Genomic DNA, 25,755 nt, shown 5'->3' with positions numbered 1-25,755 from the left:
GAGCGTGTCTATTCGGTAGCGTCCCAGAGGCGAATGTGCGTCTGCCTTTATTCCATTCGAGCCTGATCGCCCTCGTCGCAGTCTCTGGTTGTCAGAGCGCGAGCGATCCTCCAATCGCCGAGTGGAGCCGGGAATCGCTCGATGTCGCCGCCGCTTCCAAGGGCGGGACAAAAAGCGGCGTCCCCGCCGCGCGCGGACGCCTTCCCGCGGAGGCGATCGTCGGCAGCGGGCGTTTCGTCGGCGAGAGCGTGGCGCGCCGCAAGGACGACGCCCGCGACGAGAAGGAAGGCGTCAGCCTCAATCTCGCCAATCTGCCCATTGCGCAAGCGGCGAAAGTGGTGCTCGGCGATATCATCGGCGTCGATTATGTCGTCGATCCGCGCATCGACGGCAGAGTGACCGTGCATACGGCGCGGCCCGTCAAGAAATCCGTCGCGATCGACTTGTTCCAATCGGCCTTGCGCGTCTCCGGCGCCGCCATTGTCGAGAATGACGGCATCTACAAAATCGTGCCGCTGGATCAGGCGGCGGCCGGCTCCACGCTCTCCGTCGCGCCGCAGCCGCTCGAGTCGGAGCGTCTCGGCAGCGGCGCGCGCATCGTGCGTCTGCGCTATGTCTCGGCGTCGGAGCTCAAGCGCGTGCTGGAGCCGATCACGCGCCAGGGCGCCGTCGTGCGCGCCGACGATCAGCGCCGCACGCTGACCTTGACAGGCCGCGCGCAAGAGATCGCGGCGATGGAAGACGCCATCGCGCTCTTCGACGTCGACACGATGCGCGGCATGTCCTTCGCCGTCGTGCCGGTGACGAGCGCCGATCCAGACGCGCTCGCCGAGAATTTGCGCAAGGTTTTCGGCTCGGAGCGCGAAGGGCCGATGAACGGCATGATCCAGTTCATCGGCAACAAGCATTTGTCCGCCATATTGGCGATCACGCCGCAGCCCGGCTATCTCGCGCGGGCGCGCGCCTGGATCGAGCGTCTCGACGCGCGGGCGGAAGGCGTTCAGAAGCAGTTCTTCAGCTATCGCGTGCAGAATCGCCCGGCCAAGGAGATGGTGCAGGTCGTCGCGTCCATGTTCGGGCGCGACGCCGGCGTCTCCAAGAGCAATGAGGTCTCGCCGCGTTTCGGCTCCTCGGCGCTCTCCACCTCCTCGAGCGGCCTGTCGTCGGGCGCGGGCGGCGGCGGCTTCGGCTCTTCGAGCCTCGGAACGTCAGGCGGTCTCGGCTCTTCTGGCGGTCTCGGCTCGTCGAACGGCTCCTCCTCGGGACAGTTCGGCTCGATCGCGCCATTGAACTCTGGCGGCTCGGGCGGCGGCTCCTCCTTCGGCGGCGGCGCGGCGAATGGCGCCGCCAATTCCAATAGCGCGCAGGATCAGACGTCATCGACGGCTTCCGCGCTCGGCGAGGACAGTCGTTTCAAGATCGCCGTGGACGAGGCCAAGAACGCCATTGTGGTGATGGCGACGCCGGAGGATTATAAGCGCCTTCTGCGCGTCATCGAGAAGCTCGACGTGCTGCCCAATCAGGTGTTCATCGAGGCGACGATCGCAGAAGTTTCGCTCAATGACGATCTGCATTTCGGCGTGCGCTGGTTCTTGCAGAAGAAGTCGTCGCTCTCCGGCTTTTCCAACGGCGACGCCGGCACGCCGGCGGCAAATGACACGCTCGGCAATAATCTGCTCGGCACGGCGGTCGGCGCGGCGTCGCCCGGCTTCGCCTACGCATTGCGCGCCACCAATGCGCAAGTCACGCTCAACGCGCTCAATCAGATCACCAATGTCAACATCGTCTCGACGCCCTCGCTCACCGTGCTCGACAATCGTCAGGCGGTGCTGCAGGTCGGCGACCAGGTGCCGGTGACGACTCTCTCCGGCGCGACGGCGCAAGGCGGCATCACCACATTCAATTCGGTGAATTATCGCGACACCGGCGTCATTCTCGCCATCACGCCGCATATCAACGAGAGCGGCCGCGTGATGCTGGAGCTCGAGCAGGAGGTTTCCAATGTCGCCTCCGGCGCGAGCTCGACGACGACGACGCCGACGATTCAGCAGCGCCGCGTGAAGACGCAGGTCGTCGTCAATGATGCGGAATCGCTGATGCTCGGCGGCCTCATTCAGGATTCGCGCACGCGCGGCTCGTCCCAGGTGCCCTTGCTCGGCGACGTGCCTTTGCTCGGCAACGCCTTCAAGGACAAGACCGATTCATCGGGCAAAACCGAGCTGCTCATCATGATAACGCCGCATGTGGTGCGCACGCTCGGCGAGGCGCGCGACATCACCGACGAATATAAGCGCAAGCTGCTGAATATATCGACGCGCGCGAAGGTGCGTCCGCATAATATCGAAGGCGCGGCGCGGCGCATTCTGCTGGACGAGTAGAAACGTATTTCGTCAGCAGGGCGCCGCTGCGCCGCCGGCTCCGAGCAGGCTCTGATTGCGCGCCGGCGCGCGTCGCGTCTCCAGCACAGTGAAGGGGAGACGCTCGTTCGACCGCAGCGTCACGACCATTTCCACGACGCCGATCGCGCCATTGAGCAGAGCGGCCTCCGCGTGAATCGAATAGGTTCCGCCGCCGAAGACGCCGTTCTGCCGATATTCTTGCGGAAAGCGTGGATCGCGGCGATCGAGGCTGTTGGGAAAAGGCTTGGCGGAAAGCGCGAGAACATCCGTTGCCGAATAGCGCGCCAGAGCCGCGAACAAGGCCGGCGGCGCCGCGCGCGCATCGACTCCGACGCTATGCGAATGAATGGTGACGACCGGCAGCAGCGCGCGCAGCAGTTGCGGCTCCATGCCTTCGACCTGATCCAGCTCGAGCGCGGTTTGGAAGGGCGCGTGCTTGGGCGCGAAGGGCCGGTCGGAGGAGGGCGGCGGCGCCGCGAGCCGCGCGAATTCGGACGTTTGCGCCTCGCGAAAAGCGATGATCGCGCGGGACAAGGCGCTGGGGTCGGCGGCGCCGAATCCGCGCAGCGCCGCCTCGAGAAGCTGCGGAGATGCGGCGTTGAGATCGAGCTTGCCGCTCTCATCCTCGATCGAGATCGCGACGGCGGCGCCAGCGAATGAGCAGAGGCGCGGCGATCCATCGTAAACGGGTGGCTCGGCCTGTTGCGCATTGGACGGACGCTGCTCGGCGATCAATCCGAAAATCGCGAGATTGACGGCCCCTTCGGCGATGAGCCGCGTCTTGATCGATGCGGAATTATCGACGGCGCTGCGCAGGCGCAAGCGCGCCGTCGCCATGAAGGAGGTCATCAGCAGAATAATGACCCCGAGACCGAAGATCACGATGAGAAGCGCGAAGCCTTTTCTCTCGGCGATCTTGCGGCCATGCGTCATGCGAGCGGGGAAGATGGTCAGCGCGCCGCCGTGTCGCGGCTGCGCGTGATCGATCCGGCGCCGCCCTCGCGGCCTTCGGGGCCGAGCGAGCCTATGTCGTAAGGCCCGTTCTGTCCCGGAGCGCGATAGAGATAGTCGTGTCCCCAAGGATCCTTGGGCACATTGGCGGATTTCAGATAGGGGCCGTTCCACACTGAGGCGCCGGCCGGCCGCCGGGCGAGCGCGGAGAGGCCTTCCTCCGTCGAGGGATAGCGGCCGACGTCGAGATAGAAGAGATCGAGCGCGCTGGAGATATTCTCCATCTGAATCTGCGCGGTCTTCACCTTCGACTCGGAGAGATAGTTCAGCACGCGCGGACCGACGAGGCCGACGATCGAGCCGATGATCGCGAGCACGACCAGCATCTCGACGAGCGTGTAGCCGGCGCGCGCGGAGCGAAGCGCGCGGCGTTTCGAAAGGGTCGAGGCTTTGAGCGGAAGAATGGCGCGCATCGGACTCGTAGGGCTGGGCGTTTCACACGCGGAAAAAAGCGTCGCGAGACTAGGCAGAGCGGGCCGACAAGTCCAGCCGCGCGACGGCTTTCTCGGCAAAGGAATTCGCGCCTTTCGTCATCGTCGCGACATATGTGCGTGTCTTCGCGAGCGCTGCGGCTTGACACTTCTTCGCCCGTGGCGGTCAACTCCGCTCATGCGCAGACGAATCGCACGACGGCCCTCGGCCGCGAGGCCCTATCCATGAAAGTCGTCGGCCTTTTCGCGGGCATAGGCGGGCTCGAGCTCGGGCTCGCGCGCGCCGGACATGATTGTCTCATGTTCTCCGAAAACTGGCCGCTCGCCGCTCGCGTGCTGGCGACGCATTTTCCGCAGACGCCCAATGTGGGCGATGTCGCCGCGCTGCGCGCGCTGCCGGGCGAGACGGAGCTGGTCACGGCGGGCTTTCCCTGTCAGGATTTGAGCCAGGCCGGCCGCACGCAGGGCATTGGCGGGCGCAAATCCTCGCTGGTCAGCCATGTGTTCCGCCTGCTCGACGAGACGCGCGCGCCGCATGCGCTGCTCGAGAATGTCTCCTTCATGCTGAGTCTCGATCGTGGACGCGCCATGGCGCGGCTGGTCACGGCCTTCGAGGAGCGCGGCTATCGCTGGGCCTATCGCGTCGTCAACACTCTGGCCTTTCTGCCGCAGCGGCGCGAGCGTGTGCTGTTTCTGGCCTCGCGCCTCGCCGATCCGGCCGATATTCTGCTGGTGGACGAGGCGAGCCCCCGTCCGCGCGCGACATCGCTGGCGACGCACGCCCATGGCTTTTATTGGACGGAGGGCGTGCGCGGCCTCGGCTGGGGAGCCGATTGCGTGCCGACATTGAAGAATGGCTCGACGCTCGGCATCGCCTCGCCGCCGGCGATTCTCCTGCCGGGCGGCGGCGTGGTGACGCCCGATATTCGCGACGCCGAGCGCTTGCAGGGTTTTCCGGCCGACTGGACCGCGCCGGCTGAGGCGCTGGGCCGTCCCGGCTGGCGCTGGTCGCTGGTCGGCAACGCCGTCAGCGCGCCGGTAGCCGAATGGGTCGGCGGCCGGCTCGCGGCGCCCGGGCGCTATGAGCCTTCCCGCGACGGCGCGGTTCTGGAGGAGGGCGTCCGCTGGCCCCGCGCCGCGCGCTATGACGGCGAGCGGCGCTGCGGCGTCGAAATTTCGGCCTTTCCCGTCTGGCGCGAGCGCGCGCCGCTGCATGTTTTCCTGCAGCATCAAGGCAAGCCGCTGTCCGAGCGCGCGAGCGCGGGGTTTCTCGCCCGCACCATGCGGGCGAAGCTGCGATTCGAGCCCGGCTTTCGGGAGGCGGTGGCCGCCCATCTCGAGGCGATGCGCGCCGGCCCCGGCCTCGCCGCCGCCCAATGAGGACGCCGCCGGCCAGCGATCCGGCGCGCTCGGCGCTGATGAAGCGGGTGCGCCAGTCCCGCACCGGGGCGGAGGAGGCGGTCGCCGCGGCGCTGCGGCTGGCCGGGCTCCACTATCGGCGCAACGCCAAAGGCCTGCCCGGCGCGCCGGATTTCGCCAATCGCAGCCGGCGCTGGGCGCTTTTCGTCAATGGCTGCTTCTGGCACCATCACAAGAATTGCCGCCGCGGCACGATCCCGAAACAAAACAACGCCTTCTGGCTGGAAAAATTCGCCGACAATCGCGCCCGCGACGCCCGCAAGGCCAAGGCTCTGCGGGCGTTAGGTTTTCGTGTCGCGATCCTGTGGGAGTGCGAGGCGCTGGATCCGCCCCGCCTGGCGGCGCGCGCCTCCCGCCTCGCCGAGCGGTGGGGTCGGGAAAAATTGGACGCGCCGCGGTAGAGCGCGGTTCACGCCGATCGCCCACGCTTCTGGCCATGCGCCCGACGAATTGCTACAAGCCGCGCAGGGAGCGGTCTATATTCCGTTCCAGCCCCTCGAGATTCACCGCGAGCCAGTCGAGCCATGCGCAGCGCCAAATACGAGCGCGACACGAAAGAGACCCGTATCGCCGTCGCCGTCGATCTCGACGGCGAGGGCAAATCCGATATTTCGACCGGGATCGGCTTTTTCGACCATATGCTCGACCAGATCGCGCGCCACGCGCCGCTCGACCTCACCGTCGCGGCCAAGGGCGATCTGCACATCGACGGCCATCATACGGTCGAGGATGTGGGCATTGCGCTCGGCAAGGCGGTGGATCAGGCGCTCGGCGACCGCAAGGGCATCGCCCGCTATGGCGACGCCCATGTGCCGCTGGACGAGGCGCTCTCCCGCGTCGTGGTGGACGTCTCCGGCCGGCCCTTCCTCGTCTTCGACGTCGCCTTTCCGGCGGCCAAGATCGGCGAGTTCGACACCGAGCTGGTGCGCGAGTTCTTCCAGGCTTTCGCTGCCAATGCGCGCATCGGCCTGCATGTGGAGGCGCTGCGCGGCGTCAACTCGCATCATATAGCGGAGTGCTGCTTCAAGGGCTTCGCCCGCGCCCTGGGCAAGGCGACAGCGCCCGATCCGCGCCGCGGCGGCGTGGTGCCCTCCACCAAAGGCACGCTCACCGGCTGAAAGGGAGGCGGGCCTATGGCCGTCTACACCGTCCTTATACCCGAGGCCGCGCCGGGCGAGGCTCCGCCGCCGGAGCGAATCGTCTTTTTGCGCGACGGCTTCTCGACGCCGGCCTTTCTCTTCGGGCCTTTGTGGCTGCTATGGCGGCGGGCGTGGCTGCCGGCCGTCCTATGGACAGCCGCGCTCGCGTTGATTCTCGGCGGCGGCGTGGCTCTGGGGATCGATCCCGCGGCGGCCTCGGTCTTGCAGCTGGCGCTCGGTCTGCTGCTCGGCCTCGAGGGGCCGCGGCTCGTCGCCTGGTCGCTCGAGCGCAAGGGTTACACGGAGAGCGCCGTAATGGTCGCGGCTAGGATCGATGAGGCCGAGGACGTGTTTTTCGCCAATTGGCGCCCCGCTGGCGTCCTCCCGACGACGGTGACGCCGCGCCCCGGCGGCCGGGCCGCGATGCGTTCGGTCATCGGCGGCCTGTTCGAGGAGCCGCGCGCGTGACGACGGCGATCATCGATTACGGATCGGGCAATCTGCACTCCGCCGCCAAGGCCTTCGAGCGCGCCGCGCGGGAAGGCGAGGGGGCGGAGATCATCGTCACCAGCGACCCGGATGTGGTGCGCCGGGCCGAGCGCATCTGCCTGCCGGGCGTCGGCGCCTTTCGCGATTGCCGCAGCGGCCTCTCCGCCCTCGTCGGGCTGGACGAGGCGCTGCGCGAGGCGGTGATCGAGCGCGGCCGGCCGTTCCTCGGAATATGCGTCGGCATGCAGCTGATGGCGACGCGCGGCCTCGAGCATGGCGAGGCGGCCGGCCTCGGCTGGATCGCCGGCGATGTCGCGGTCATCGAGCCCGCGGACAAGAGCCTGAAAATCCCCCATATGGGCTGGAACACGCTGGAGCTGACGCGCCCGCATGCGCTCTTTTCCGGCATCCCCACCGGAAAGGACGGGCTGCACGCCTATTTCGTGCACTCCTACCAATTCCTGCCCGCTTCGCCCGACCATATCGTGGCGACGACCGATTACGGCGCCCCGCTGACCGCGGCGGTGGCGCGCGACAATCTCGTCGGCACGCAATTCCATCCCGAGAAGAGCCAGAGGCTCGGCCTCGCTCTCATCGCGAATTTTCTGAGGTGGCGTCCGTGATCCTGTTTCCTGCGATCGATCTCAAAGAGGGTCAATGCGTGCGCCTCGTCGAGGGCGAAATGTCCTCGGCGACGGTGTTCAACGACGATCCGACCGCGCAGGCGCAGGCCTTCGCCGCCCAAGGCTTCGAATATCTGCACGTCGTCGATCTCGACGGCGCCTTCGCCGGCGCGCCGATGAACGCCCTCGCCGTGGAAGGCATTCTCGCCAACATAAAGATTCCGGTGCAGCTCGGCGGCGGCATTCGCGAGATGCGCACCATCTCGCGCTGGCTCGACAAGGGGATTTCGCGCGTCATCATCGGCACGGCGGCGGTGCGCGACCCGACCTTGGTGCGCGAGGCGGCGCGGCTCTATCCGGGCCGCATAGCGGTAGGCATAGACGCCAAGGACGGCTTCGTCGCCGTCGAGGGCTGGGCGCGCCGCACCCATGTCTCGGCGCAGGATTTGGGCCGCAGCTTCGAGGACGCCGGCGTCGCCGCCATCGTCTACACGGATATTTCGCGCGACGGAGTCTTGAAGGGCCTCAACATAGAGGCGACGCTCGCGCTCGCCGATGCGCTGAGCATTCCGGTCATCGCCTCGGGCGGCCTCGCCTCGCTCGCCGACATAGAGCGGCTGCTGCAGCCCGACTGCAAGAAGCTCGCGGGCGCGATCACCGGCCGCGCGCTCTATGACGGGCGGCTCGATCCGGCGGAAGCGCTGGCGCTGATAAGGGCGGCGAGGGGAGGGGCATGAGGCCGGAAGAGGTCATCGCCCGCTTGACGTCCCGCGCCGGCGTGGTGCGTGTGAGAAACGTCATGAACCATGTCTTGTGGTTCATGACGGTGGGGACGCTCGCCTTTCTGGCGGCGGCCTATGAATTCCAAGCCGACCCAGTGTTGAGGTATATTTTCGTCTTCTTTGCCGCCCTACCGAGCGTCGTCTTTGTCATCACCCATTTCTATTTTATGTTGAAAAGCCCAGACCGCCTTCAGTCCGAAGAGTTTGTGGTGCGGCAGCACGAGCTTTGGATCGAGTCCCGAAGCAAGAGCGGTCTTCCGCAGAAAATCGAAGGAGAAGGCTTGGAGCTTCCCAATGTGATCGAGGTGGATCCGAGCGAAGGAGAGCAACCGTGAACGCTTTTCTCCTGGTTTATGACAGTTCGAGGATGTCGCGCGACCTCGTGTCCCGGCGCCTGGACAAGATTGCGGAGATCACGAACTGGTACGCCGTCTTCGACAATACGTTTTGCATCTCGTCCGAGCGCGACGCGCGGTGGCTCGCAGCGCAGATCAGGGAAGAGGTGATTCCTGACGTTCGATTCATCGTTACGGAAATCGAGACGAAGAAAAAGGGCGGCTGGCTCCCGAGAATCATCTGGGACTTCATCAATCGCCCGCAGTCTCCGGAATCCTCGGCCGCCTGATGCTCAAATCCCGCGTCATCCCCTGCCTCGACGTGAAAGAGGGCCGCGTCGTCAAAGGCGTCAATTTCGTCGATCTGCGCGACGCCGGCGATCCGGTCGAATGCGCCATCGCCTATGACGCCGCCGGCGCCGATGAGCTGTGCTTTCTCGATATCACCGCCAGCCACGAGAATCGCGGCATCATGCTCGATGTGGTGCGGCGTACGGCGGAGGCCTGCTTCATGCCGCTCACCGTCGGCGGCGGCGTGCGCGTCGAGGACGACATTCGCAATCTCCTGCTCGCCGGCGCCGACAAGGCCTCGATCAATTCGGCCGCTGTGGCGGATCGGCAATTCGTGCGCGAGGCGGCCGAGAAATTCGGCTCGCAATGCATCGTCGTCGCCATAGACGCCAAGCGCGTCGGCGATCATTGGGAGATCTTCACCCATGGCGGCCGTCGCCCGACGGGCGTAGACGCGGTCGAATACGCCAAGGAGGTCACGAGCCTCGGCGCCGGCGAGATATTGCTCACCTCCATGGATCGTGACGGCGCCAAAATCGGCTTCGACATAGAGCTGACGCGCGCCGTGGCGGACGCCGTCGATGTGCCGGTCATCGCCTCGGGCGGCGTCGGCACGCTGGATCATCTCGTCGAGGGCGTGCGCGAGGGCCATGCTTCCGCCGTTCTCGCGGCGTCTATTTTCCACTTCGGCGAGTTCACCATCCCGCAGGCGAAGCGATATATGGCGAAAGCGGGCATACCGATGCGTCTCGACGGCCTGGAGCCCTCATGAGCGATTTTTCCCTCGCCGATCTTGCGCAGATCATCGCATCGAAGCGGGGCGCCGACGCCGCGCAGTCCTACACCAAGAGCTTGTTCGAGGCCGGAACGCCCCGCATCGCCAAGAAATTCGGCGAGGAGGCGGTGGAGACCGTCATCGCCGCCATGGAGGGCGACCGCAAGAATCTGACCAGCGAGGCCGCCGACACGCTCTATCATCTGCTCGTGCTGCTGGAGGCGGGCGGCGTCACGCTCGCGGAAGTGCTCGCCGAGCTGGAGACGCGCACGGTCCAATCCGGCCATGCGGAAAAAGCGTCGCGCGGAGAGCGCAAATGAACGCCGAGGCCTATCTGGGAGCCGGCGTCGCGCTGTCGCCCTATCGGCGCTTCACCCGCGCCGAATGGGCGAGCTTGCGCGCCGACACGCCGCTCACGCTCACGATCGACGATCTCACGCGGCTCAAATCGCTCGACGATCCGATCTCGCTGGAAGAGGTCATCGAGATTTATCTGCCGCTCTCGCGCCTGCTCGCCCTCTATGTCGCGGCGACGCAAGGCCTGTTCAAGGCGACGCAGCGGTTTCTCGGCGCCGAGGACGGCAAGATGCCCTATATCATCGGCGTCGCCGGCTCGGTCGCCGTGGGCAAATCCACGACCGCGCGCATTCTCAAGGCGCTGCTGTCGCGCTGGCCCAACACGCCGAAGGTCGAGCTCGTCACCACCGACGGCTTTCTCTATCCCAACGCCGTGCTCGAGCGCGACGGGCTGATGGACAAGAAGGGCTTTCCCGAGAGCTATGACAATCGCGCGCTGCTGCGCTTTCTCTCCGATGTGAAGGCCGGCCAGCGCAATGTCGCCGCGCCGGTCTATTCGCATCTCATCTATGATGTGGTGCCGGACGAGTTCTTCTATGTCGACAAGCCCGACATTCTCATCGTCGAGGGCGTGAATGTGCTGCTCGCCAGCCGTCCGCGCGAGGATGGGCGGGAGATTCCCTTCGTCTCGGATTTCTTCGACTTCTCGGTCTATCTCCACGCCGAGGAGAATGTGCTCGAGCAATGGTATGTGGAGCGCTTCCAGCGCCTGCGCGAGACGGCCTTCCGCGATCCGCTCTCCTATTTCAAGAAATACGCCGATCTCGACGATGACGAGACGAAGCGCGTCGCCAAGGATATTTGGACGCGCATCAATCTCGAAAATCTGCGCCGCAACATTTCGCCGACGCGCCCGCGCGCCAGCCTGGTGCTGACCAAAGGCGCGGACCATCGCATAGAGGAAGTCGCGCTGCGCAAGCTGTGAGCGCGGCGCGACGGCGCATCCAATTCATTGCAGAGCCGCGCCGTTCGATCGGCGCGGGCCTATTGTCATTGCACAGGAGCGATCATGTCGGAGGCGCCGCATTCGGCGGATTACATTCACGACGAGCGCTTCGATTGGTGGAGCCGTGATTTTCTCCGCCTGCTGAAGACGCGCGCGATCGGCGACGCCATCGCGACCAGCCTCGCCGATTTCGGCGTCGGCGAAGGGCATTGGAGCCTCGGCCTTCTCGGCGCCTTCGTCGATCTACGGGAAGTGACAGGCGTCGATCGGGAGCGCGAATGGTGCGCGCGCTCCGCAAAAAAATATGCCGAGCGCGCGCCGCATATCGCCTATCGCGCGATCGAGGCGGATGCGAGCGACACCGGCCTGCCAGGCGGCTCCTTCGATATCGTCACCGCGCAGACTTTGCTGATGCATAGCCTCGCGCCGGAAAAAATCGTCGCGGAAATGCATCGCGTGGCGAAGCGAGGCGGAACGATCCTCTGCGTCGAGCCGGTCAATCATTTGAATTGGGCGCAGACGTTCGAATTGACCCATTTCCTCGCGCCCGCCGAACGCGCCGCCTTCTATGGCGTTTGGGTCAGATTCGTCGATTTCGTCAAATCGCGGAGAGGCGATCAGGATATAGGTTTGCGCTTGCCGACCTTGCTCGCGCGGGCGGGGCTCGAGAATATACGCATGTGGTCGAACGATCGCGTGCGTCTCGACCCGATCGAGACATACGACATTGACTTTCTGGAAGAGGAAATGGGCCGCGATTGGGTGAGGGAGGCGCTGGCCGGCGCCGAGATCGGCGACGCCGAAATCGAGTTCGTGAAGGCGATCGTCGCGAGAATTCGCGCCGAAAAGCCGCGTGAGCTCGATTTCGTGCCGCGCGCGTCGGCGAGCTTCATTTGCGCCGCGACTGCGCCGTGACCGCCAGCGACACAGAGCCGGCGCGTTCGTCCCCTATATTCCTCGTCGATTCGAGCGAGACCCTTCCGCCCTTTCCCGATGCTCGAGCAGGAGAGCAAGAATGACCAGCCGTCTCGATTACGCTCACGCCGCGCCCGAGGGCATGAAGGCGCTCGGCGCCGTGCATTCCTATGTCGGCGCGAGCCTCGGCAAGGCGCTCGCCGAGCTCGTCTATCTGCGCGTCTCGCAGATCAACGGCTGCGCCTACTGTCTCGATCTGCACACGCGCGCGCTCATCGCCGAGGGCTTCACCGTGGACAAGCTCGCGCTCGTCTCGGTGTGGCGCGAGGCGAAGGCATTGTTCAGCGAGCGCGAGCGTGCCGCTCTCGCCTGGGCGGAGACGGTGACGCGCGTCGCCGAGACCGGCGTCCCCGATGCCGAGTTCGCCGCCGTCTCGACGCAGTTTTCCGAGAAGGAGCTCGCCGATTTGACGATCGCGATCGGCGTGATGAGCGCCTACAACCGCATCGCCATCGCCTTTCGCGCGACGCCCGCCGCGGTGAAGCGCGCCGAGAAGGTCTGAGCGTCGCTCGGGTTGCGCTGGCTCGCCGCTCTGGAACGCGCTAAGTCGGCGGCCAGCTTCCTTTCGCCGACGGCCCGACCTCATGCCAGATCCAGACGACGAAAAATCGCGGTCCTTCGCCGCGGCTCTGATCGCCGTGGGACTCGTCTTCGCGGGCTCTCTCGCTTCCGCCGCGGGCGTGACGCTGCTCGCCTATCTCGCCACCTTGCTGTCGGGCGGCGGCGTATCCTCGGGCTGGACCCACGCCGCCGCCATCATCATCTTCGCAGCGACCTATTTCGTCATCGCGCTCGGCGAGGCGCCGGGGCTGCGGCTCGATCGCGCCGGCGCGGCGCTGCTCGGCGCCAGCCTTATGGTCGGGCTCGGCGTGCTGCCGCTGGACGCGGCCTATCGCGCCATTGATTTCGACACGATCACGCTGCTGCTCGGCATGATGATCGTCGTCGCCAATCTGCGCCTCTCCGGCTTTTTTCGCTTGGCGAGCAATTTCGTCGTCGCGCGCGCGAAGACGCCGCTCGCTCTGCTCGCCGCCATCGTGCTGGTGACGGGCGCCTTCTCGGCCTTTCTCGTCAATGACGCCATCTGCCTGGTGATGACGCCTTTGACGCTCGAGCTGACGCGCCGGCTGAAGCGCGATCCGCTGCCCTATCTCCTCGCCGTGCCCATGGCCTCCAATGTCGGCAGCGTGGCGACGATCACCGGCAATCCGCAGAACATGATCATCGGCGGCCTGTCGCATATTCCCTATGGCGCCTTCGCCGCGGCGCTGTGGCCGGTCGCCGCCTTCGGCCTGCTCGCCACTTTCGTGCTGGTCGCGCTGTTCTACCGCGGCGAGTTTCTCACGCGGGAGAGACTGCCCGTCGCGGCGCCTGCGCCGGCGCGGGCGCGCGGCTTTCTCGTCGTCAAATCCGTGCTGGTGACGCTGGCCATGATGGCGCTCTTCTTCGCCGGCCAGCCGGTCGCGAAAGTGGCGATCGTCGGCGGCGCGCTGCTGCTGGTCACGCGCCATGTGAAGGCGGAGAAGGTCTATCGCGAGATCGACTGGCCGCTTCTCTTGATGTTCGTCGGCCTGTTCATCGTCGTCGAGGGACTCGAGGCCACTGTGCTGACGCCGGAGGCCGTCGCCTCCATCGGCCGCTTCGATCTCTCCAACGCCGGTGTTTTGGCGGTGGTTTCCGCTGTCCTCTCCAATCTCGTCACCAATGTGCCGGCGGTACTGGCGCTAAAGCCCTTCCTCGCCGGCGCGGCCGATCCGCAGCGCGCCTGGCTCGTCGTCGCCATGGCCTCGACTCTGGCCGGCAATCTGACGCTCATCGGCTCCGTCGCCAATCTCATCGTCGCCGAGCGCGCCCGCGCGGCCGGCGTCTCCATCGGCTTCTGGGCGTATTTCAAGTTGGGCGCGCCGCTCACGCTGATCACCATCGCCTTCGGCGCATGGCTTCTGTGACGCGAGGCAACTTTTCCTCTCGCGCCGCGTTTTTATGCAAAGAGGGCCGGGGGCTCACGAGGGAGGTCGAAATGGCGACCGCTATCCCTGAACTTCACATGATCTCGAGCGAGCATATCGTCGGCGCGAAAATCTTCGATCAGAGTGGCAAGGAGATCGGTGAGATCGATCATCTGATGATCGATCCCATCACCGGCCAGGCGCGCTACGCCGTCGTCGATTTCTGCGGCTTCATGTGCCTGCGCAAAGGCCATCACGCCGTGCCGTGGAAGGCGCTCTGCTACGATCAGGACAGGCGCCGTTATACGACTTCTGTGACGGAGCAGATGCTCGAGAAGGCGCCGGAATATAGCGAGGCGAGCTGGACCGATCGCGACTGGGAGACGCGCATCCACCAGCATTACGGCGCGGCGCCCTATTGGGAAGGCGCGGCGCTGGAGGGGCGCCATTGATTTGATGCGAGCCTGACGGCCGCGAGCCGTCAGGCTCGCTCGGTGTCCCATCAAATATGAATCGCCCGCCCGAAGGCGTCGAGCGCGCTCTCATGCATCGTCTCGGAGAGCGTCGGATGCGGGAAGATAGTCTCCATCAGTTCCGCCTCTGTCGTCTCCAGATTCATCGCGATCACGAAGCCCTGAATCAGCTCCGTCACCTCCGCGCCGATGAGATGCGCGCCGAGCAGACGTCCGCTCTTCGCGTCGAATATGGTCTTCACCAGCCCCTCTGTCTCGCCCATGGCGATGGCCTTGCCATTGGCGATGTAGGGAAAGCGCCCGATCTTCAGCTCATGTCCGGCCGCTTTCGCCGGCGCTTCCGTGAGGCCGACGGAGGCGATCTGCGGATGGCAATAGGTGCAGGCGGGAATGCGCGTGCGCTCTATCGGGTGCGGCGAGAGTCCGGCGATCGCCTCCACGCAGACGACGCCCTCATGCTCCGCCTTATGAGCGAGCATGGGCGGACCAGCGACGTCGCCGATCGCATAGATTCCGGCGATATTGGTGCGGCCGAGGCCGTCGGTGGCGATGACGCCGCGCTCCGTCTTCACGCCCAGAGCCTCCAGCCCCAGTCCCTCGCTATTGGGGACGACGCCGACGGCGGAGATGACGCGCTCCGCCTCTATGCGCTGCTCGCCGCTCTCGGTCGCGATCGTCGCCACGACGCCATTGTCGCTCTTGTCGAGCTTCGCGAGCTTGGCGCTGGTGATGATTTTTATCCCTTGCTTCTCGAAGGATTTGCGCGCCAGCGCGGCGATCTCGGCGTCTTCCGCCGGCAGGATCTGCGGCAGCGCCTCCACCAGAGTCACCTGCGCTCCGAAGGTCGAATAAAAGGACGCGAATTCGACGCCGATTGCGCCGCCGCCGACGACGAGCAGAGATTTCGGCATGGAAGGCGGCAGCAGCGCCTCGAAATAGGTCCAGATACGCTCGCCGTCCGGCTCGAGGCCCGGCAGGGCGCGCGGCCGCGCGCCGGTCGCGACGATGATGTGCTTCGCCGAATAGAGGCCTTCGCCGAGTATGTTCTTCGGTCGGGGGAATTGCGGTCGCGCGGTTCCCTTGGGCGCGGCGACGCGAATCTCGCCCGGAGCGGCGAGCGCGGCCTCGCCCCAGATCACATCGATCTTGTTCTTCTTGCACAGGAACTCGACGCCGGCGTTGAGCCGTCCGGCCACTGCGCGCGAGCGCTTCACCAGCGCCTCGGCGTCGAAGGAGACCTCGCCGTCGATGCGCAGGCCGAAATCCTTCGCATGTTTTGCGAGCCGAAAGACATCGGCCGAGCGCAGCAGCGCCTTGGTGGGAATGCAGCCCCAATTGAGGCAAATGCCGCCCAAATGCTCACGCTCGACAATGGCCGTCCTCAGCCCGAGCTGCGCGGCGCGGATGGCGGCGACATAGCCGCCCGGTCCGCCGCCGATGACGATGAGATCATAAGAATTGGCCATGGAAGCCCTCGCGACCCTCGGCGCCGCTCGAATGATTCCCTTCGAGCCGCTGCGCTCTCATATGTGGCCGATGCGCGCGCCGGGCGCCATAGGCGCGGGGCGTCAGGGCCGCGTCAGCTGCCGGCGCAGTTCCGCGCGCCCGCGCCGCTCGAAATGCGCGCGGGCGGAAGGATAGCAGCCGCGCGCGATCAGAAAGCCGACGTCTGGATTGCGCGCGATGTAGGCCTCGGCGTCGAAATTCTCGGGCGTGGCGGGCTGGTCGCCCGGGATCATCTGCACGCGTCCCTCATAGCGGCCATAGCGCGCGAAATGCGCGCGGCCGGAGAGAATGCTCCCGCTGCGAACTTTCTCGGCCACATCGGGATTGGCGTAGAGATAGGCGCGCTCGTCGAAATTCTCGAGCGTGGCGATTTGCGCGAAGCTCGCTTCCGGCGGCAGATTGGGCAAGGGCGCAGCCTCGCGCGACGTCAGCGGGCGCAGCTCGCGCAAAAAGGCGAAGGCGCGGCGCAAGGCGCGGCCGCCGGACGCCGCGGCCGCCTCCAGCCGCAGCGGCGCCAGCTCCGCCGCGCTGATGCGCGCGCCGCGCCGATCGGCCTCGGCGGCGATGTCGTAGAAGCGCAGAAAATGCGCATAGCCCCGCGGATCGCGGGCGTAGAGCTGCGAGAGCAGATCGGCCCCCGCCGGCGCGGCCGCGAGGCACCGCGCATCCTCGGCCTTGGGGCCATGGAAATGCACGATGGACGCTCCCCATTCGACGCCCCAATAGGGCTTCCAATGCATGGCGAGCGGCAGATGGTCCCAGCGCCCGGCGAAATGCGCGTTGAGCGCCTCTTGATCGTAATGATGCGGCGCGCCGAGCGCCGCGCGTGCGCTCCGCATCAGCGGCTCATATTCGGCGCGCATGGCCGGGACGTTGAGGAGCAGCACGCCCGAGCAGAATTGCGACCACTCATGCGGCTCGTGCTGGGGCGCGGCGGCGAAATAGCGCGGCCGCAGCGGCGACAGCTCGACCGGCCGGGCGAACAGCACGTCGCAATCGGTGTAGAGGACGAAATCGTCCTTCGTCTCGATGAGGGGAATCTCGAGCCGCAGAAAGGCGCCGGCGGCGATGGAGCGGCTCCAGTCCGGCGTTTCCGCCGTCGCTTCTATGGCCTCGATGAGGCCGGAACGCCGGCTGTGGATATGGACGGGCGCGTCATGGCCGAGAGTGGCGCGGAGCCGGTCCGCCTCGCCGTCGAAGACGAGATGCGGCTCGAGCCCCGCTAGGTCGATCGCCGTGCGGACGGCGACGCGCAAATGCCCGGCGTAGCGGTCGAGAGCCGACGCATTCAGGCAGGAATACCATTTCATCCGAAAGGATTCCCGCGTCGATGCGTCGGCGCCGACGGATCAGGCCGTCTGCGGCAGCGCGGCCTTGGCCTTCTCGACGATGGCCTTGAAGGCCTCCGGCTGGGTGATGGCGAGCTCCGACAGAACCTTGCGGTCCACCGTGACGCCGGCCTTGGCGAGTCCGTCGATGAAGCGGCTGTAGGTCAGGCCCAGCTCACGCACGGCGGCGTTGAGGCGTTGAATCCACAAAGCGCGGAAGACGCGCTTCTTGGCCTTGCGGTCGCGCGTCGCATATTGCATCGAGCGATCGACCGCGGCCTTGGCGGCGCGGATGGTGTTCTTGCGACGGCCGTAGAAGCCTTTGGCGGCATCCAGGGTCTTTTTGTGCTTGGCGTGCGAGGTGACGCCGCGTTTGACGCGAGCCATGACATGATCCTTTCAGGAAATCCGAAATCGGGGGAAGGGGAGAAGCTCAGCCGTTGGGCAGGAAATACTTCTTGACGTTGTCGCCGTCCGTCTTGAACAGGACGGACGTCCCGCGCAGATTTCGGATCTGCTTGTTGGTGCGCTTGATCATGCCGTGGCGCTTGCCCTTCTGGGCGTAGACCACCTTGCCGGTGCCGGTGATCTTGAAGCGCTTTTTGGCGCCCGATTTGGTCTTCAGCTTGGGCATTTTGCTCTCCTGGGCTCGAGGCCCTGTTCTGCGCGCCGGTCTCCCGGCGCTTTATTCGCGCGAGCGAAAAGAACCGCCACGGCAGCCCATCACTGGCCGGGCGGTTCGGAAGCGCGGCTTATAAGCGGAAAGACAGGAGGTTGGCAAGAGCTGCGTCGCTCGGCTCGCATATGACGCGGGTCTAGCTATAGGACCCCAGCTCGTAGAGCTCGACGCCGAGCGCCTCGCTGCATGCGTCCAGAAAGCGGCGCGACAGTTTTCCTTCTTTTCCGTCTTCGATGGCGGGAGGAATGGATTTCTCGCAATCTATCACCACAGCGAAGCGATAGCATATGCCGCCATGGATCGTCTGGCTCTCGCCGGTCGCGCCATTGGTGAATGTGACGAGCTTTTCCCGAGGCTGGTAACTCGAGCCGCAGGAGGGACACAGGCGCCGAATAGCGACGTCCTCGAACGGCGCGCGCGCATAGGACAGGTCCTCGCCGCATCGGCAATGCGGGTCGACAGCTCCGGTTCCGTCGTAATGGTTGATCGTCTCCGCGCGGAAATCTTCGCTTGCCTCGATCAGCAGCCGATAGTTCGGCGGATCGTCGCGGCTCGGGCTCTGCTCGAAAGGATAGGCCAGACCATCTGCGAGAGGGTCTTCGATTGTCCAGCCGACAGTCACAGCGCGATCGGCCAACGCGGCGAACGATTCCTCGGTGAGTGGAACGGCGAAGGGTCGATCAATGTCCACGAGATCGAGAAGATTGGTCCGCGTGGGCGTGGCGGAACCGAAAATTCGTTTCCACCAAGGCTTCGGAGGTTCCTGCGCCGCAGAGGTAGCTCGTTCCGCGGCCTCGCGACGCCAATCATCGAGGAAATAGGTCGGGCCATCGCCCGCTTCGGGGCGTGGAATGAAGCGCGCCGCCGTCAACGCGTCGATGAGCGCTGCAATGCGCTCGGGTTCGGGACGAAAGGAATTGTCGAGCGGAATCAGATAATGCGCATAATAAAGGCCCATGCGCGCTCTCTCGTTCGGACCACAAATAAGGATATGACTAGTAGCTCGTATCGATGCGGATTACGCCATTTTGCTACCGCAATTTCGATACTGTGTCGAGCGTCGGTCGCCAAAGCCCTTCGGCGCGGCGGTCAGCGATGCGGCTCTGCCGCATTCGCGGGGGCGGGCTCGCTCCTCGTAGAAGGCAGCGCCCATCGTAGCGCATTCGGCAGCGTAAGGCTCCAGGCTGCGAAATCGTGACCTCCATCGAATTCGACATAATGAGGTTGGTAGCCGTGTCGTAGCAATGCGTCTCGAAATCTCTTCACCCCTTCGATCTGGGAGACCGCCTGAAAAACATCCTCTTTGTGCAGAATGTTTTCTTGCGTTTCTCTAAGGCCGACATCCAGGTAGAATTCTGTTTTCGGCTTGCGATCCAGCGTCTCGAAGCAGTCGATAATCCAGCAGTCGTTCGACCAGAACGAGCCGGACTGGGCGATCACCTTGGTGAAACGGGACGGGCACATCATAGAGACATAAGCCGCGGTCAGACCAGTATAGCTGAGACCGGCGATCACGCGCTCCTGGGCTCCGAGAGCGCTCGGATAGGCTCTCTCCAGCCATGGGAATAGCTCTTCTTCTATGAAGCGAGCGAAAGGAGAATAGCAGGGGCATTCCACCCATCGGGATGCGGCGCTCTCCACAGAGACAAAGACAAAAAGTGAGCTATCGATGTCACCCTGGGAATCGAGGGCGTCGATGATCGAGGTCGCCCCGACACGGTCCCGGTAAAGCTCCGCATCCAAAAACACCGTCAGGTTCGAGGCTCTATTCCCCGGCTCTCGCACCCATATCGCGCGCTCGTTCGCGAGATGGACGCTCTTTAAAAGGTGCTGCGTTTCTTTCATTTCTTGTCCAACTTCGTGTCGGCGGCATTGTCGATTCGAATACCCGACGCCGTCTATGGCCGAATCCCCGCGGCATTGCGCTTCTGGCGCGACCTTCGCGATAACCGGCTGCGCAGCGCCCGCGCGCCTGCTATGATCGGGCCGCCGAGCCGGGCCGCGGGCCGGCAAAGGAGCGCGGGCGATGATCACCGTCTTCGGCGAAGGGAGAGGGTTCCGGGTCGTCTGGCTGCTGGAGGAGATGGGGCTCGCCTATCGTCTGCGGCCGGTGGATTTGATCGCCGGCGTCGAGCGCGACGCGGAATTTCTCGCCGTCAACCCGGCCGGCTTCATTCCGGCGATTCAGGATGGCGACGTGGTCATGGTCGAGTCGATCGCGATCATGGAATATCTGATGGCGCGCTACGGGCCGACGCCGCTCGCGCCAGACCCGCGCGACCCCGCTTTCCCCGCCTATCAGCAGTTCCTTCACCTCGGCGAGGCCGGCCTCGCCGCTTTCATGTATCTCGTCGTCGTCAGCCGCAATCTCGCGCCCGCGGCCGAGCGCGACAATTGGGGCGCCCGCAAGGCGTTGAAAATTTTCGAGAGCCGCCTGGGGCTGGTCGAACGGCGCCTCGCGCGCTCGCCGTTTCTCGCAGGCGAGCGCTTCACGGCGGCCGATATTTCCGTGACCTATGCTCTGGAGTTCGCCCAAAGGACCGGCTGCTTCGTCCTTGGCGAGGCCGAGCGCGATTATGTGGCCCGTGCCACCCGCCGTGACGCCTATGCGCGGGCGATGGAGACATGTCTCGCCACCAAGGCGTGGGCCGCCGAGGCCGCCGGGCGATGACCTCGCATCGCCGAGATGCGACGCGAACCGGCCTTCGCCCGAATCTGCGCCCTCACTGCGGCTTGGCCAGCCGCCACAGCCATAGGCAGAGGCCGAGCAGCACGATCAGCGCCACCGCGCTCGGCCATAGCGGCATCGAGGAGCCGCCGACCTGAATATCCGGCTGCGTCGCCAGACGCCCCGCCTGTCCGAGCGCCATCAGTCCGAAGATGACCGCCGCCACTTTCAATCCGGTGATCTGTGAATGCATCGCTTCGTCCTCCAGAAATCCTCGGTGCGCTCATATAAAAGCGCGCGTGGCGGGGAAAAGGGCGCGCGGCATTGCGGCCGCGTCCCGCTCGGCCTATCTGCAGGCCATATGCAGCGGAGGCTTGGATGCGGCAGCCGACGATTTTCATCTCTCACGGCGGCGGCCCCTGCTTCTGGCTCGACGGCCCCATCGCTAGCGCTTTCGAGGGGCTGAAGGCCTATCTCGGCGGCCTGCTCGCGTCTCTGCCGGAGCGTCCGCGCGCCATTCTCATGGTCTCGGCGCATTGGGAGGAGAAGCGGGTCACTCTCGGCGCGGCGAAAGCGCCCGGCATGATCTTAGATTATTACGGCTTCCCCGAGCACACCTATCGCCTGAGCTATCCCGCGCCCGGCGCGCCGGAACTGGCCGAGAAGGCGCGTGGCCTGCTGGCCGCCGCCGGCGTCGAGACGGCGCTGGACGCCGCGCGCGGCTTCGATCACGGCGTCTTCGTGCCCCTGCTGATCGTCGAGCCCGGCGCGACGATCCCAATTCTCACTCTGTCTTTGCGCGACGATCTCGATCCCGCCTTTTTTTCACGGATTGTCACTTTTAACGACCAAGCGTAAGGAAGGCGGGTCCCTATGGGCTCTCGGATTGATCTCATCTACGTGACTCGACGGAGGCACGATAGCGGAGTGAAGACTCACAATTTCGGCGAGCATGTCGTCAAGTAGCTTGCCTTCGGATCCCGCAGCCGCTCGCACATCCATTAGCTTGGCGACGGCCTCGAAGAACTCTTCGGAGAGGCCGCGATGGTGCTCGGCAGCCTTGTTAACGAGGCTGCGCATCGCGCGCAGATGGGACTTGTTTCCCATTTTGAAATAGCTGATTTGAGCGAGTGCCAAGTAATGTCGACACGTAGTTGTCGGCTGTGAGTGGCCAAGTGCTTCGGCGACTGCGTGCAGAACGTCGTTTTCGATAGTTTGATCCCAGCGGAAGGCGTTGTCGCTGAAGCGTTTAGCCCACAGCTTTTTTGCGTAATTGGTGGCGAAATGGGCCCGCAGACGGTGGCCGCTGCCTTCGACGCCGCATTCGGAGAACGCTGTTTTCATGATGTCTTCTAGCGTAGTCGCCAAGAGCGCTTTGTGAGTCTTTTCCGAGAGAAAAAGATTCGATGGCAGCCTGTCGCATTGCCAAGCTGCGATTTGGGCTTGCCGCACTTCCCAGATCCCAATCTCAATCAGGTCACGGAAAAATTCGAGTGGAAAGGGGACATCGCGCTGGACACCGCCCTTGCCCACTATGCGTACGTAGATGTGATCCCGCTTGTCCTTGATAAGCCGCTGCAATCCCTCCAAGACGGCCTTCCGCCCAGGCTCCCAATGCGCGATCGAATCGAGTCCGTTCAGGGCCGGATTCCAGCCGGCTGCTCGCGCTTCCGACATTGAATCTGGGGTCCGTAAACGAATGCTTTCCCTCCTGAGCGCTTGCTCGATCATCCCGATCGTCAACCCCGCAACTTCGTGTGCGCGAAGGCCGGCCTCGGCCATCGTGCGGCCAATGAGCCAATCACGGTCGGCGACGTTTGCGTCCTTTGGCGTATTTCGAAGATGGCTAAGTATGGCGTGGACGGCGGAATCATCGGGAATGGGACGCTTCGTCATTTTTCGACCGGTGGAAGCGGCGCATTTCCAGAAAAGCTTGGAAGAGCCTCGATGCTCATCAGGTCTTGCCGAGGTAATCGGGCCATTCTGGCCGACAAACGACCGCTTGCTGAAATTGGCCTCAGCGGCGTGTACGTAGAATTCGAATACGACTGCAAGCTTGAGATGTATTCGATCCTCGCTCTCAGGATGGTCATGCTTTTGGGGAGCTTTTTCCCACAATTCCAGCTTTTTCTTGCGTTTTAACAGCAATTGCTCTCGCCAGTCGATCAGAACGCGATCGTCGACGTCGTCCCACGGCCGTCCCATGCTGTCCAGGTGAGCCTTCCATTCCCTCAGCGCGTAGGCTTCTGTCTTCATCGAGGATATTTTAACGCGCTTGTAGCGACAAGACATTCCAAAATAGTTGAGAAATGGCTCGAATATCGTCCCATCAAGATCGAGTATCATCGGAAGTTTGCTCGCGTTTACACCCTCCCATTTGAAATCGTCAGGCAGAAACGTCAGGCCGTAATCCGTCGTTTTATATGTTGGCATGGTTGTTCGCCGTCAAAAGGTTGGCCAGATTGGTGACGCGGTCGAACACGCGGGGCTCCGCAGCGACGGCCTGTTGGGCCGCCTCGATATCGCCGACGAGCACTACCTGGCGGACGCCGCGGGTGAGAGCCGTGTAGACCAACGTCCTGTCGAGCAGTTGGCTCTTGCCGACGACGACGATAACCCGCGACCATTGGCTGCCTTGGGCTTTGTGGACAGTCAGACCGTAAGCCCGCTGGACACGGTCGACGAGGTCGACCTGTGTGAGATAGTGGCTATTGCCATCGAGAACCGCCTCCGCATGGACGACATCCCCGGTGAATCTCGGTGCGCCGTCCTCGTCCATGGCTTCCGAAAGGCGCAGTAGTGCGCCTTGCTGTCCTTGTTCACCGGCGTTGGCGAGAAACATCGGCGGGTCGATTGATCTGATTATCGTGCCGAGCGAGCCGTTATTCAGGCCTCGCTCCCAGTCGTTTTCCCTAAATATGATCGGGCAGCCCTCGCAAAACCCCGAGTACTCGCGATCATCGAGTCGGACCGCGCGTCGCTCGGACAAGCGGCGGTCGTAGAGGTCTTCGTTGAGGCTGCCCACTTCCGCGTGCGTCGTGCCGAGAATCTGGACCTCAGCCTCGTCCCCCTCCGCAGTGACGAGAGCGTCATAGACGTCCGCGATCGTCGCGAGATCGTCCCGCGAGCAGGGAAGAATGCTGACGCCGACGGCGGGACCGGAATACGCAGGGATCGCCGGCCAATTCCCCGAGCGGATCGCGCCGGCGATGGCGGGGATGCCGGTCGCTCCGTCCTGCCTGTAGACGCGCGTAAGGTGCGCACGTGGAGCCGGCGAATCCGGGCGACACAGCAAATGAAACGTCAGACCGGCTCCAATCGGCGGCAATTGCGCTGGATCGCCGACCAAGACGAGACGCGCGCCGGGGCCCAGCTTGCGCAGGATGCCGAAGAGGGTCGCCACGTCGACCATGGACGCCTCGTCGACGACATAGGTGCGAGTGTCGAGGCGGTCGGTCTCCTCAGAATCCTGGTGCAGGAACCCCGCGATCGTGATCGCCTTCCTGCCGGTCGCCTCATGCATGCGCTTTGCCGCGCGCCCCGCCAAGGCCATTTGCACGACCTCGCTTCCGATCGCGTCCAGAGCGGCATAGAGCGCAGTGAGGCTCGCGGTCTTGCCCGCGCCGGCGACGCCGCTCACGACGGCGATTCGGTTCTCGAGAGCCGTCCAAACAGCGCGCTCCTGCTCCTCGCCGAGGGGATGCTGCGCTGCTTGCCAGTCGGCGAGTGCCTGCCGAGCTTTTTGGCGTTCCGATGGACCGAATTCCGAGGACAGGAGGAGATCGTTTTGCGCGGGGTCGTCTTGGCCATCGATCATGCGGCGGATCCGGGCGGCGACGTATTGCTCGAGGAGCCAGGCGCCGGACGATTGATACAGTCCGCTGTCCTCGTCCCGAAGCCAGCCGCCCCCTGCGTACGGATTTCCGACCGCCCGGAAAGCTTGTTCCTCGGAGCCTGCTAGGATCGTGCGGGTCCGGGCGACGATGGAGTCGTGCTCGAGAGCCGTCGAGCCGTCGCGGTCGTAGGCACGGTAAAGAACCTCGGCAACGGCGGCATGCTCACGTCTCGGGTCGTCGGGCGAGATGCCGAAATTCCCAGTGGCAATTTCGTCCACGGATCGCCACCCCAAGCCGAACGCGAGGAGACGGTAGGGGTCGGCCTCCACCTTCTGGATCGCTCGGGCTCCGTAAAAATCGAGCAGAGCGGTGCCCAATTTGACCGGCAGGCGATGCTTGTCGAGCCATTCGACGACGTCGCCCAGTTGGAATGTGCGCCATCCTTCGACGAGCACGGTGGCGGCGTCGATTGTGACGACTTCGGACAACTTATCGACGTCCTCGCGATCGAGGAGGCCTCGAAGATCGTCGCCAAACCGTTCCCAGAGCGCAGCGGCCTTGGTCTTTCCGATGCCAGGAAATCGTGCGCTGGAGAGCGTCGCGACCATGTTGCGACCATAGGGTCTCACCAAAGTCGCGGTCACCGCGCGAAGCTGCGGTCGCCCCCGATACTGCTCGGAGAGTCCCTCGAACTTCCAAACATCGCCTTCGAAAACGCCTTGTTTTCCGAGGGTTTTAGCCGGGATTCGGATCAGATACGACCCCCAAGACTCCGCGCCCGTGACGTCCGTCCGCATCGCGACGACGATTGCCCCCCTCGTCGGCGCCGCCCAGCGAATGTTGGATATCTGCGCTGTCAAGCTCACGTTCGGCTGTTTCACCATGGCAGGCGACCGGAATTCGGCAGCGTCAGGTCCACGTAGCCCTTTTTCCGCAGCTCCGCCTTGAGGTATCTGTTCTCCTCCTCGATCTGAGCGATCTTTCCTTGCAGCTCTTTGACCTTTTCGACCGCGACGACCTCCTTCTGCGATCGATGCCCCGAGGCTCTCTGGTCGGCCGCGGCCAAAGCCGAACGATTTACCGAGCCTTCGATCTCGGCGAGGCGGTCTCTTATGGTCGGATTCGTACGGAAAACGTCGCGATTCACCCCGAGGTCTCGGACCATGACCGAGCGGATCAGCTTTCCGTCGGGGCCCCAAGGGAGGGTTCCGCTTGCCTCCCTTTCGGCGATGTACACAAGAAACCGCTCCGCATAGACTTTGCCGGCTTCCGCGCCGCTCATGCCTTTCACGCTCATGTCGGTTCTCCTGCCCGATTGCGAGACAAGCTTCTCGTTAGATTTGG

The 25,755-nt window shown here is 64.5% G+C and carries 30 protein-coding genes; 18 read left to right on the top strand and 12 right to left on the bottom strand.

Annotated elements, in window-relative coordinates:
* Positions 1-35 precede the first annotated feature (35 nt).
* Positions 36-2,378, top strand: coding sequence for a type II secretion system secretin GspD (gene gspD, locus K369_RS13390; protein WP_036291842.1), 2,343 nt, complete (start codon positions 36-38; stop codon positions 2,376-2,378).
* Positions 2,379-2,390: 12 nt separating this feature from the next.
* On the opposite strand, the gene K369_RS13385 is transcribed toward gspD, so the two are convergent.
* The gene (locus K369_RS13385; protein ID WP_036291840.1) at positions 2,391-3,332 is read right to left on the bottom strand and encodes a type II secretion system protein GspK; all 942 of its coding nucleotides are present in this window, start codon (positions 3,330-3,332) and stop codon (positions 2,391-2,393) included.
* A 17-nt stretch (positions 3,333-3,349) separates the two neighbouring features.
* Complete coding sequence (gspG, locus tag K369_RS13380) at positions 3,350-3,823, bottom strand: type II secretion system major pseudopilin GspG (protein ID WP_036291839.1); 474 nt, start codon at positions 3,821-3,823, stop codon at positions 3,350-3,352.
* Between the two features lie 243 nt (positions 3,824-4,066).
* Here gspG and K369_RS13375 point away from each other — a divergent pair, with 243 nt between their 5' ends.
* The 15 genes from K369_RS13375 to K369_RS13305 all read left to right on the top strand — a co-directional run bounded on the left by K369_RS13375 (position 4,067) and on the right by K369_RS13305 (position 14,373).
* Positions 4,067-5,221 (top strand): DNA cytosine methyltransferase, encoded by a 1,155-nt coding sequence (locus K369_RS13375; RefSeq protein WP_036295166.1) that lies wholly within the window; start codon positions 4,067-4,069, stop codon positions 5,219-5,221.
* A complete protein-coding gene (locus tag K369_RS13370; RefSeq protein ID WP_036291837.1) occupies positions 5,218-5,661 on the top strand; it encodes a very short patch repair endonuclease in 444 nt (147 codons plus the stop codon). Before K369_RS13375 ends, K369_RS13370 begins: the two co-directional genes overlap by 4 nt.
* A 123-nt stretch (positions 5,662-5,784) precedes the next feature.
* The gene (hisB, locus tag K369_RS13365) at positions 5,785-6,378 is read left to right on the top strand and encodes an imidazoleglycerol-phosphate dehydratase HisB (RefSeq protein ID WP_036291835.1); all 594 of its coding nucleotides are present in this window, start codon (positions 5,785-5,787) and stop codon (positions 6,376-6,378) included.
* A gap of 15 nt (positions 6,379-6,393) precedes the next feature.
* Positions 6,394-6,867: a DUF2628 domain-containing protein gene (locus tag K369_RS13360; RefSeq protein WP_036291833.1), complete on the top strand. Its 474-nt coding sequence runs from the start codon at positions 6,394-6,396 to the stop codon at positions 6,865-6,867.
* Positions 6,864-7,511: an imidazole glycerol phosphate synthase subunit HisH gene (gene hisH / locus K369_RS13355; protein WP_036291831.1), complete on the top strand. Its 648-nt coding sequence runs from the start codon at positions 6,864-6,866 to the stop codon at positions 7,509-7,511. The genes K369_RS13360 and hisH overlap by 4 nt, the downstream gene beginning before the upstream one ends.
* Positions 7,499-8,248: a 1-(5-phosphoribosyl)-5-[(5-phosphoribosylamino)methylideneamino]imidazole-4-carboxamide isomerase gene (gene hisA, locus K369_RS13350; protein ID WP_156967884.1), complete on the top strand. Its 750-nt coding sequence runs from the start codon at positions 7,499-7,501 to the stop codon at positions 8,246-8,248. Before hisH ends, hisA begins: the two co-directional genes overlap by 13 nt.
* Positions 8,245-8,628 (top strand): hypothetical protein, encoded by a 384-nt coding sequence (locus tag K369_RS13345; RefSeq protein ID WP_036291829.1) that lies wholly within the window; start codon positions 8,245-8,247, stop codon positions 8,626-8,628. The genes hisA and K369_RS13345 overlap by 4 nt, the downstream gene beginning before the upstream one ends.
* A 32-nt stretch (positions 8,629-8,660) precedes the next feature.
* Positions 8,661-8,918, top strand: coding sequence for a hypothetical protein (locus K369_RS13340; RefSeq protein ID WP_036291827.1), 258 nt, complete (start codon positions 8,661-8,663; stop codon positions 8,916-8,918).
* Positions 8,918-9,691, top strand: coding sequence for an imidazole glycerol phosphate synthase subunit HisF (gene hisF / locus K369_RS13335; RefSeq protein WP_036291825.1), 774 nt, complete (start codon positions 8,918-8,920; stop codon positions 9,689-9,691). The genes K369_RS13340 and hisF overlap by 1 nt, the downstream gene beginning before the upstream one ends.
* Complete coding sequence (locus K369_RS13330; RefSeq protein ID WP_036291823.1) at positions 9,688-10,014, top strand: phosphoribosyl-ATP diphosphatase; 327 nt, start codon at positions 9,688-9,690, stop codon at positions 10,012-10,014. Before hisF ends, K369_RS13330 begins: the two co-directional genes overlap by 4 nt.
* The gene (coaA, locus tag K369_RS13325) at positions 10,011-10,976 is read left to right on the top strand and encodes a type I pantothenate kinase (protein WP_036291822.1); all 966 of its coding nucleotides are present in this window, start codon (positions 10,011-10,013) and stop codon (positions 10,974-10,976) included. Before K369_RS13330 ends, coaA begins: the two co-directional genes overlap by 4 nt.
* Before the next feature lie 84 nt (positions 10,977-11,060).
* Positions 11,061-11,912: a class I SAM-dependent methyltransferase gene (locus tag K369_RS24720; RefSeq protein WP_051949273.1), complete on the top strand. Its 852-nt coding sequence runs from the start codon at positions 11,061-11,063 to the stop codon at positions 11,910-11,912.
* Between the two features lie 100 nt (positions 11,913-12,012).
* Positions 12,013-12,474: a carboxymuconolactone decarboxylase family protein gene (locus K369_RS13315; protein WP_036291820.1), complete on the top strand. Its 462-nt coding sequence runs from the start codon at positions 12,013-12,015 to the stop codon at positions 12,472-12,474.
* Between the two features lie 82 nt (positions 12,475-12,556).
* A complete protein-coding gene (locus tag K369_RS13310) occupies positions 12,557-13,921 on the top strand; it encodes an anion transporter (RefSeq protein WP_156967883.1) in 1,365 nt (454 codons plus the stop codon).
* A 71-nt stretch (positions 13,922-13,992) separates the two neighbouring features.
* A complete protein-coding gene (locus tag K369_RS13305; protein WP_036291818.1) occupies positions 13,993-14,373 on the top strand; it encodes a PRC-barrel domain-containing protein in 381 nt (126 codons plus the stop codon).
* A 50-nt stretch (positions 14,374-14,423) separates the two neighbouring features.
* Here the strand turns inward: K369_RS13305 and lpdA are convergent, their stop codons facing one another.
* The 6 genes from lpdA to K369_RS13275 all read right to left on the bottom strand — a co-directional run bounded on the left by lpdA (position 14,424) and on the right by K369_RS13275 (position 19,752).
* Positions 14,424-15,860: a dihydrolipoyl dehydrogenase gene (gene lpdA, locus K369_RS13300; protein ID WP_036291816.1), complete on the bottom strand. Its 1,437-nt coding sequence runs from the start codon at positions 15,858-15,860 to the stop codon at positions 14,424-14,426.
* 102 nt (positions 15,861-15,962) lie between these two features.
* Complete coding sequence (locus tag K369_RS13295) at positions 15,963-17,210, bottom strand: hypothetical protein (protein WP_036291814.1); 1,248 nt, start codon at positions 17,208-17,210, stop codon at positions 15,963-15,965.
* Positions 17,211-17,249: 39 nt separating this feature from the next.
* The gene (rplT, locus tag K369_RS13290) at positions 17,250-17,615 is read right to left on the bottom strand and encodes a 50S ribosomal protein L20 (protein WP_018264711.1); all 366 of its coding nucleotides are present in this window, start codon (positions 17,613-17,615) and stop codon (positions 17,250-17,252) included.
* 46 nt (positions 17,616-17,661) lie between these two features.
* Positions 17,662-17,862 carry a 50S ribosomal protein L35 gene (gene rpmI / locus K369_RS13285; RefSeq protein ID WP_018264712.1) on the bottom strand — a complete coding sequence of 67 codons (201 nt, stop codon included), beginning with the start codon at positions 17,860-17,862 and terminating at the stop codon, positions 17,662-17,664.
* A 181-nt stretch (positions 17,863-18,043) separates the two neighbouring features.
* Positions 18,044-18,865, bottom strand: coding sequence for a hypothetical protein (locus tag K369_RS13280; protein WP_036291812.1), 822 nt, complete (start codon positions 18,863-18,865; stop codon positions 18,044-18,046).
* Positions 18,866-18,996: 131 nt separating this feature from the next.
* The gene (locus K369_RS13275; protein WP_036291810.1) at positions 18,997-19,752 is read right to left on the bottom strand and encodes an esterase family protein; all 756 of its coding nucleotides are present in this window, start codon (positions 19,750-19,752) and stop codon (positions 18,997-18,999) included.
* Positions 19,753-19,933: 181 nt separating this feature from the next.
* Between K369_RS13275 and K369_RS13270 the strand changes: the two genes are divergently transcribed.
* Positions 19,934-20,578, top strand: a complete 645-nt coding sequence (locus K369_RS13270; protein WP_036291808.1) for a glutathione S-transferase family protein — start codon at positions 19,934-19,936, stop codon at positions 20,576-20,578.
* A gap of 52 nt (positions 20,579-20,630) precedes the next feature.
* Here K369_RS13270 and K369_RS13265 read toward each other — a convergent pair whose 3' ends face one another.
* Positions 20,631-20,828, bottom strand: coding sequence for a hypothetical protein (locus K369_RS13265; RefSeq protein WP_036291806.1), 198 nt, complete (start codon positions 20,826-20,828; stop codon positions 20,631-20,633).
* A gap of 125 nt (positions 20,829-20,953) precedes the next feature.
* On the opposite strand from K369_RS13265, the gene K369_RS13260 reads away from it, so the two are divergent.
* A complete protein-coding gene (locus K369_RS13260) occupies positions 20,954-21,433 on the top strand; it encodes a class III extradiol ring-cleavage dioxygenase (protein ID WP_036295154.1) in 480 nt (159 codons plus the stop codon).
* On the opposite strand, the gene K369_RS13255 is transcribed toward K369_RS13260, so the two are convergent.
* The 3 genes from K369_RS13255 to K369_RS13245 are packed head-to-tail and all read right to left on the bottom strand — an operon-like array spanning position 21,401 to position 25,708.
* Positions 21,401-23,008: a site-specific integrase gene (locus tag K369_RS13255; RefSeq protein ID WP_156967882.1), complete on the bottom strand. Its 1,608-nt coding sequence runs from the start codon at positions 23,006-23,008 to the stop codon at positions 21,401-21,403. The two genes, K369_RS13260 and K369_RS13255, sit on opposite strands and share 33 nt — an antisense overlap.
* Positions 22,995-25,295, bottom strand: a complete 2,301-nt coding sequence (locus tag K369_RS13250; protein ID WP_036291802.1) for an AAA family ATPase — start codon at positions 25,293-25,295, stop codon at positions 22,995-22,997. Before K369_RS13250 ends, K369_RS13255 begins: the two co-directional genes overlap by 14 nt.
* Positions 25,289-25,708, bottom strand: coding sequence for a hypothetical protein (locus K369_RS13245; RefSeq protein WP_036291800.1), 420 nt, complete (start codon positions 25,706-25,708; stop codon positions 25,289-25,291). The genes K369_RS13250 and K369_RS13245 overlap by 7 nt, the downstream gene beginning before the upstream one ends.
* Positions 25,709-25,755: the final 47 nt, after the last annotated feature.

It is taken from the genome of Methylosinus sp. PW1 (assembly GCF_000745215.1).
In the GTDB taxonomy this organism is placed as follows: Bacteria; Pseudomonadota; Alphaproteobacteria; order Rhizobiales; family Beijerinckiaceae; genus Methylosinus.
This window is presented reverse-complemented; position numbering and strand designations above follow the sequence as displayed.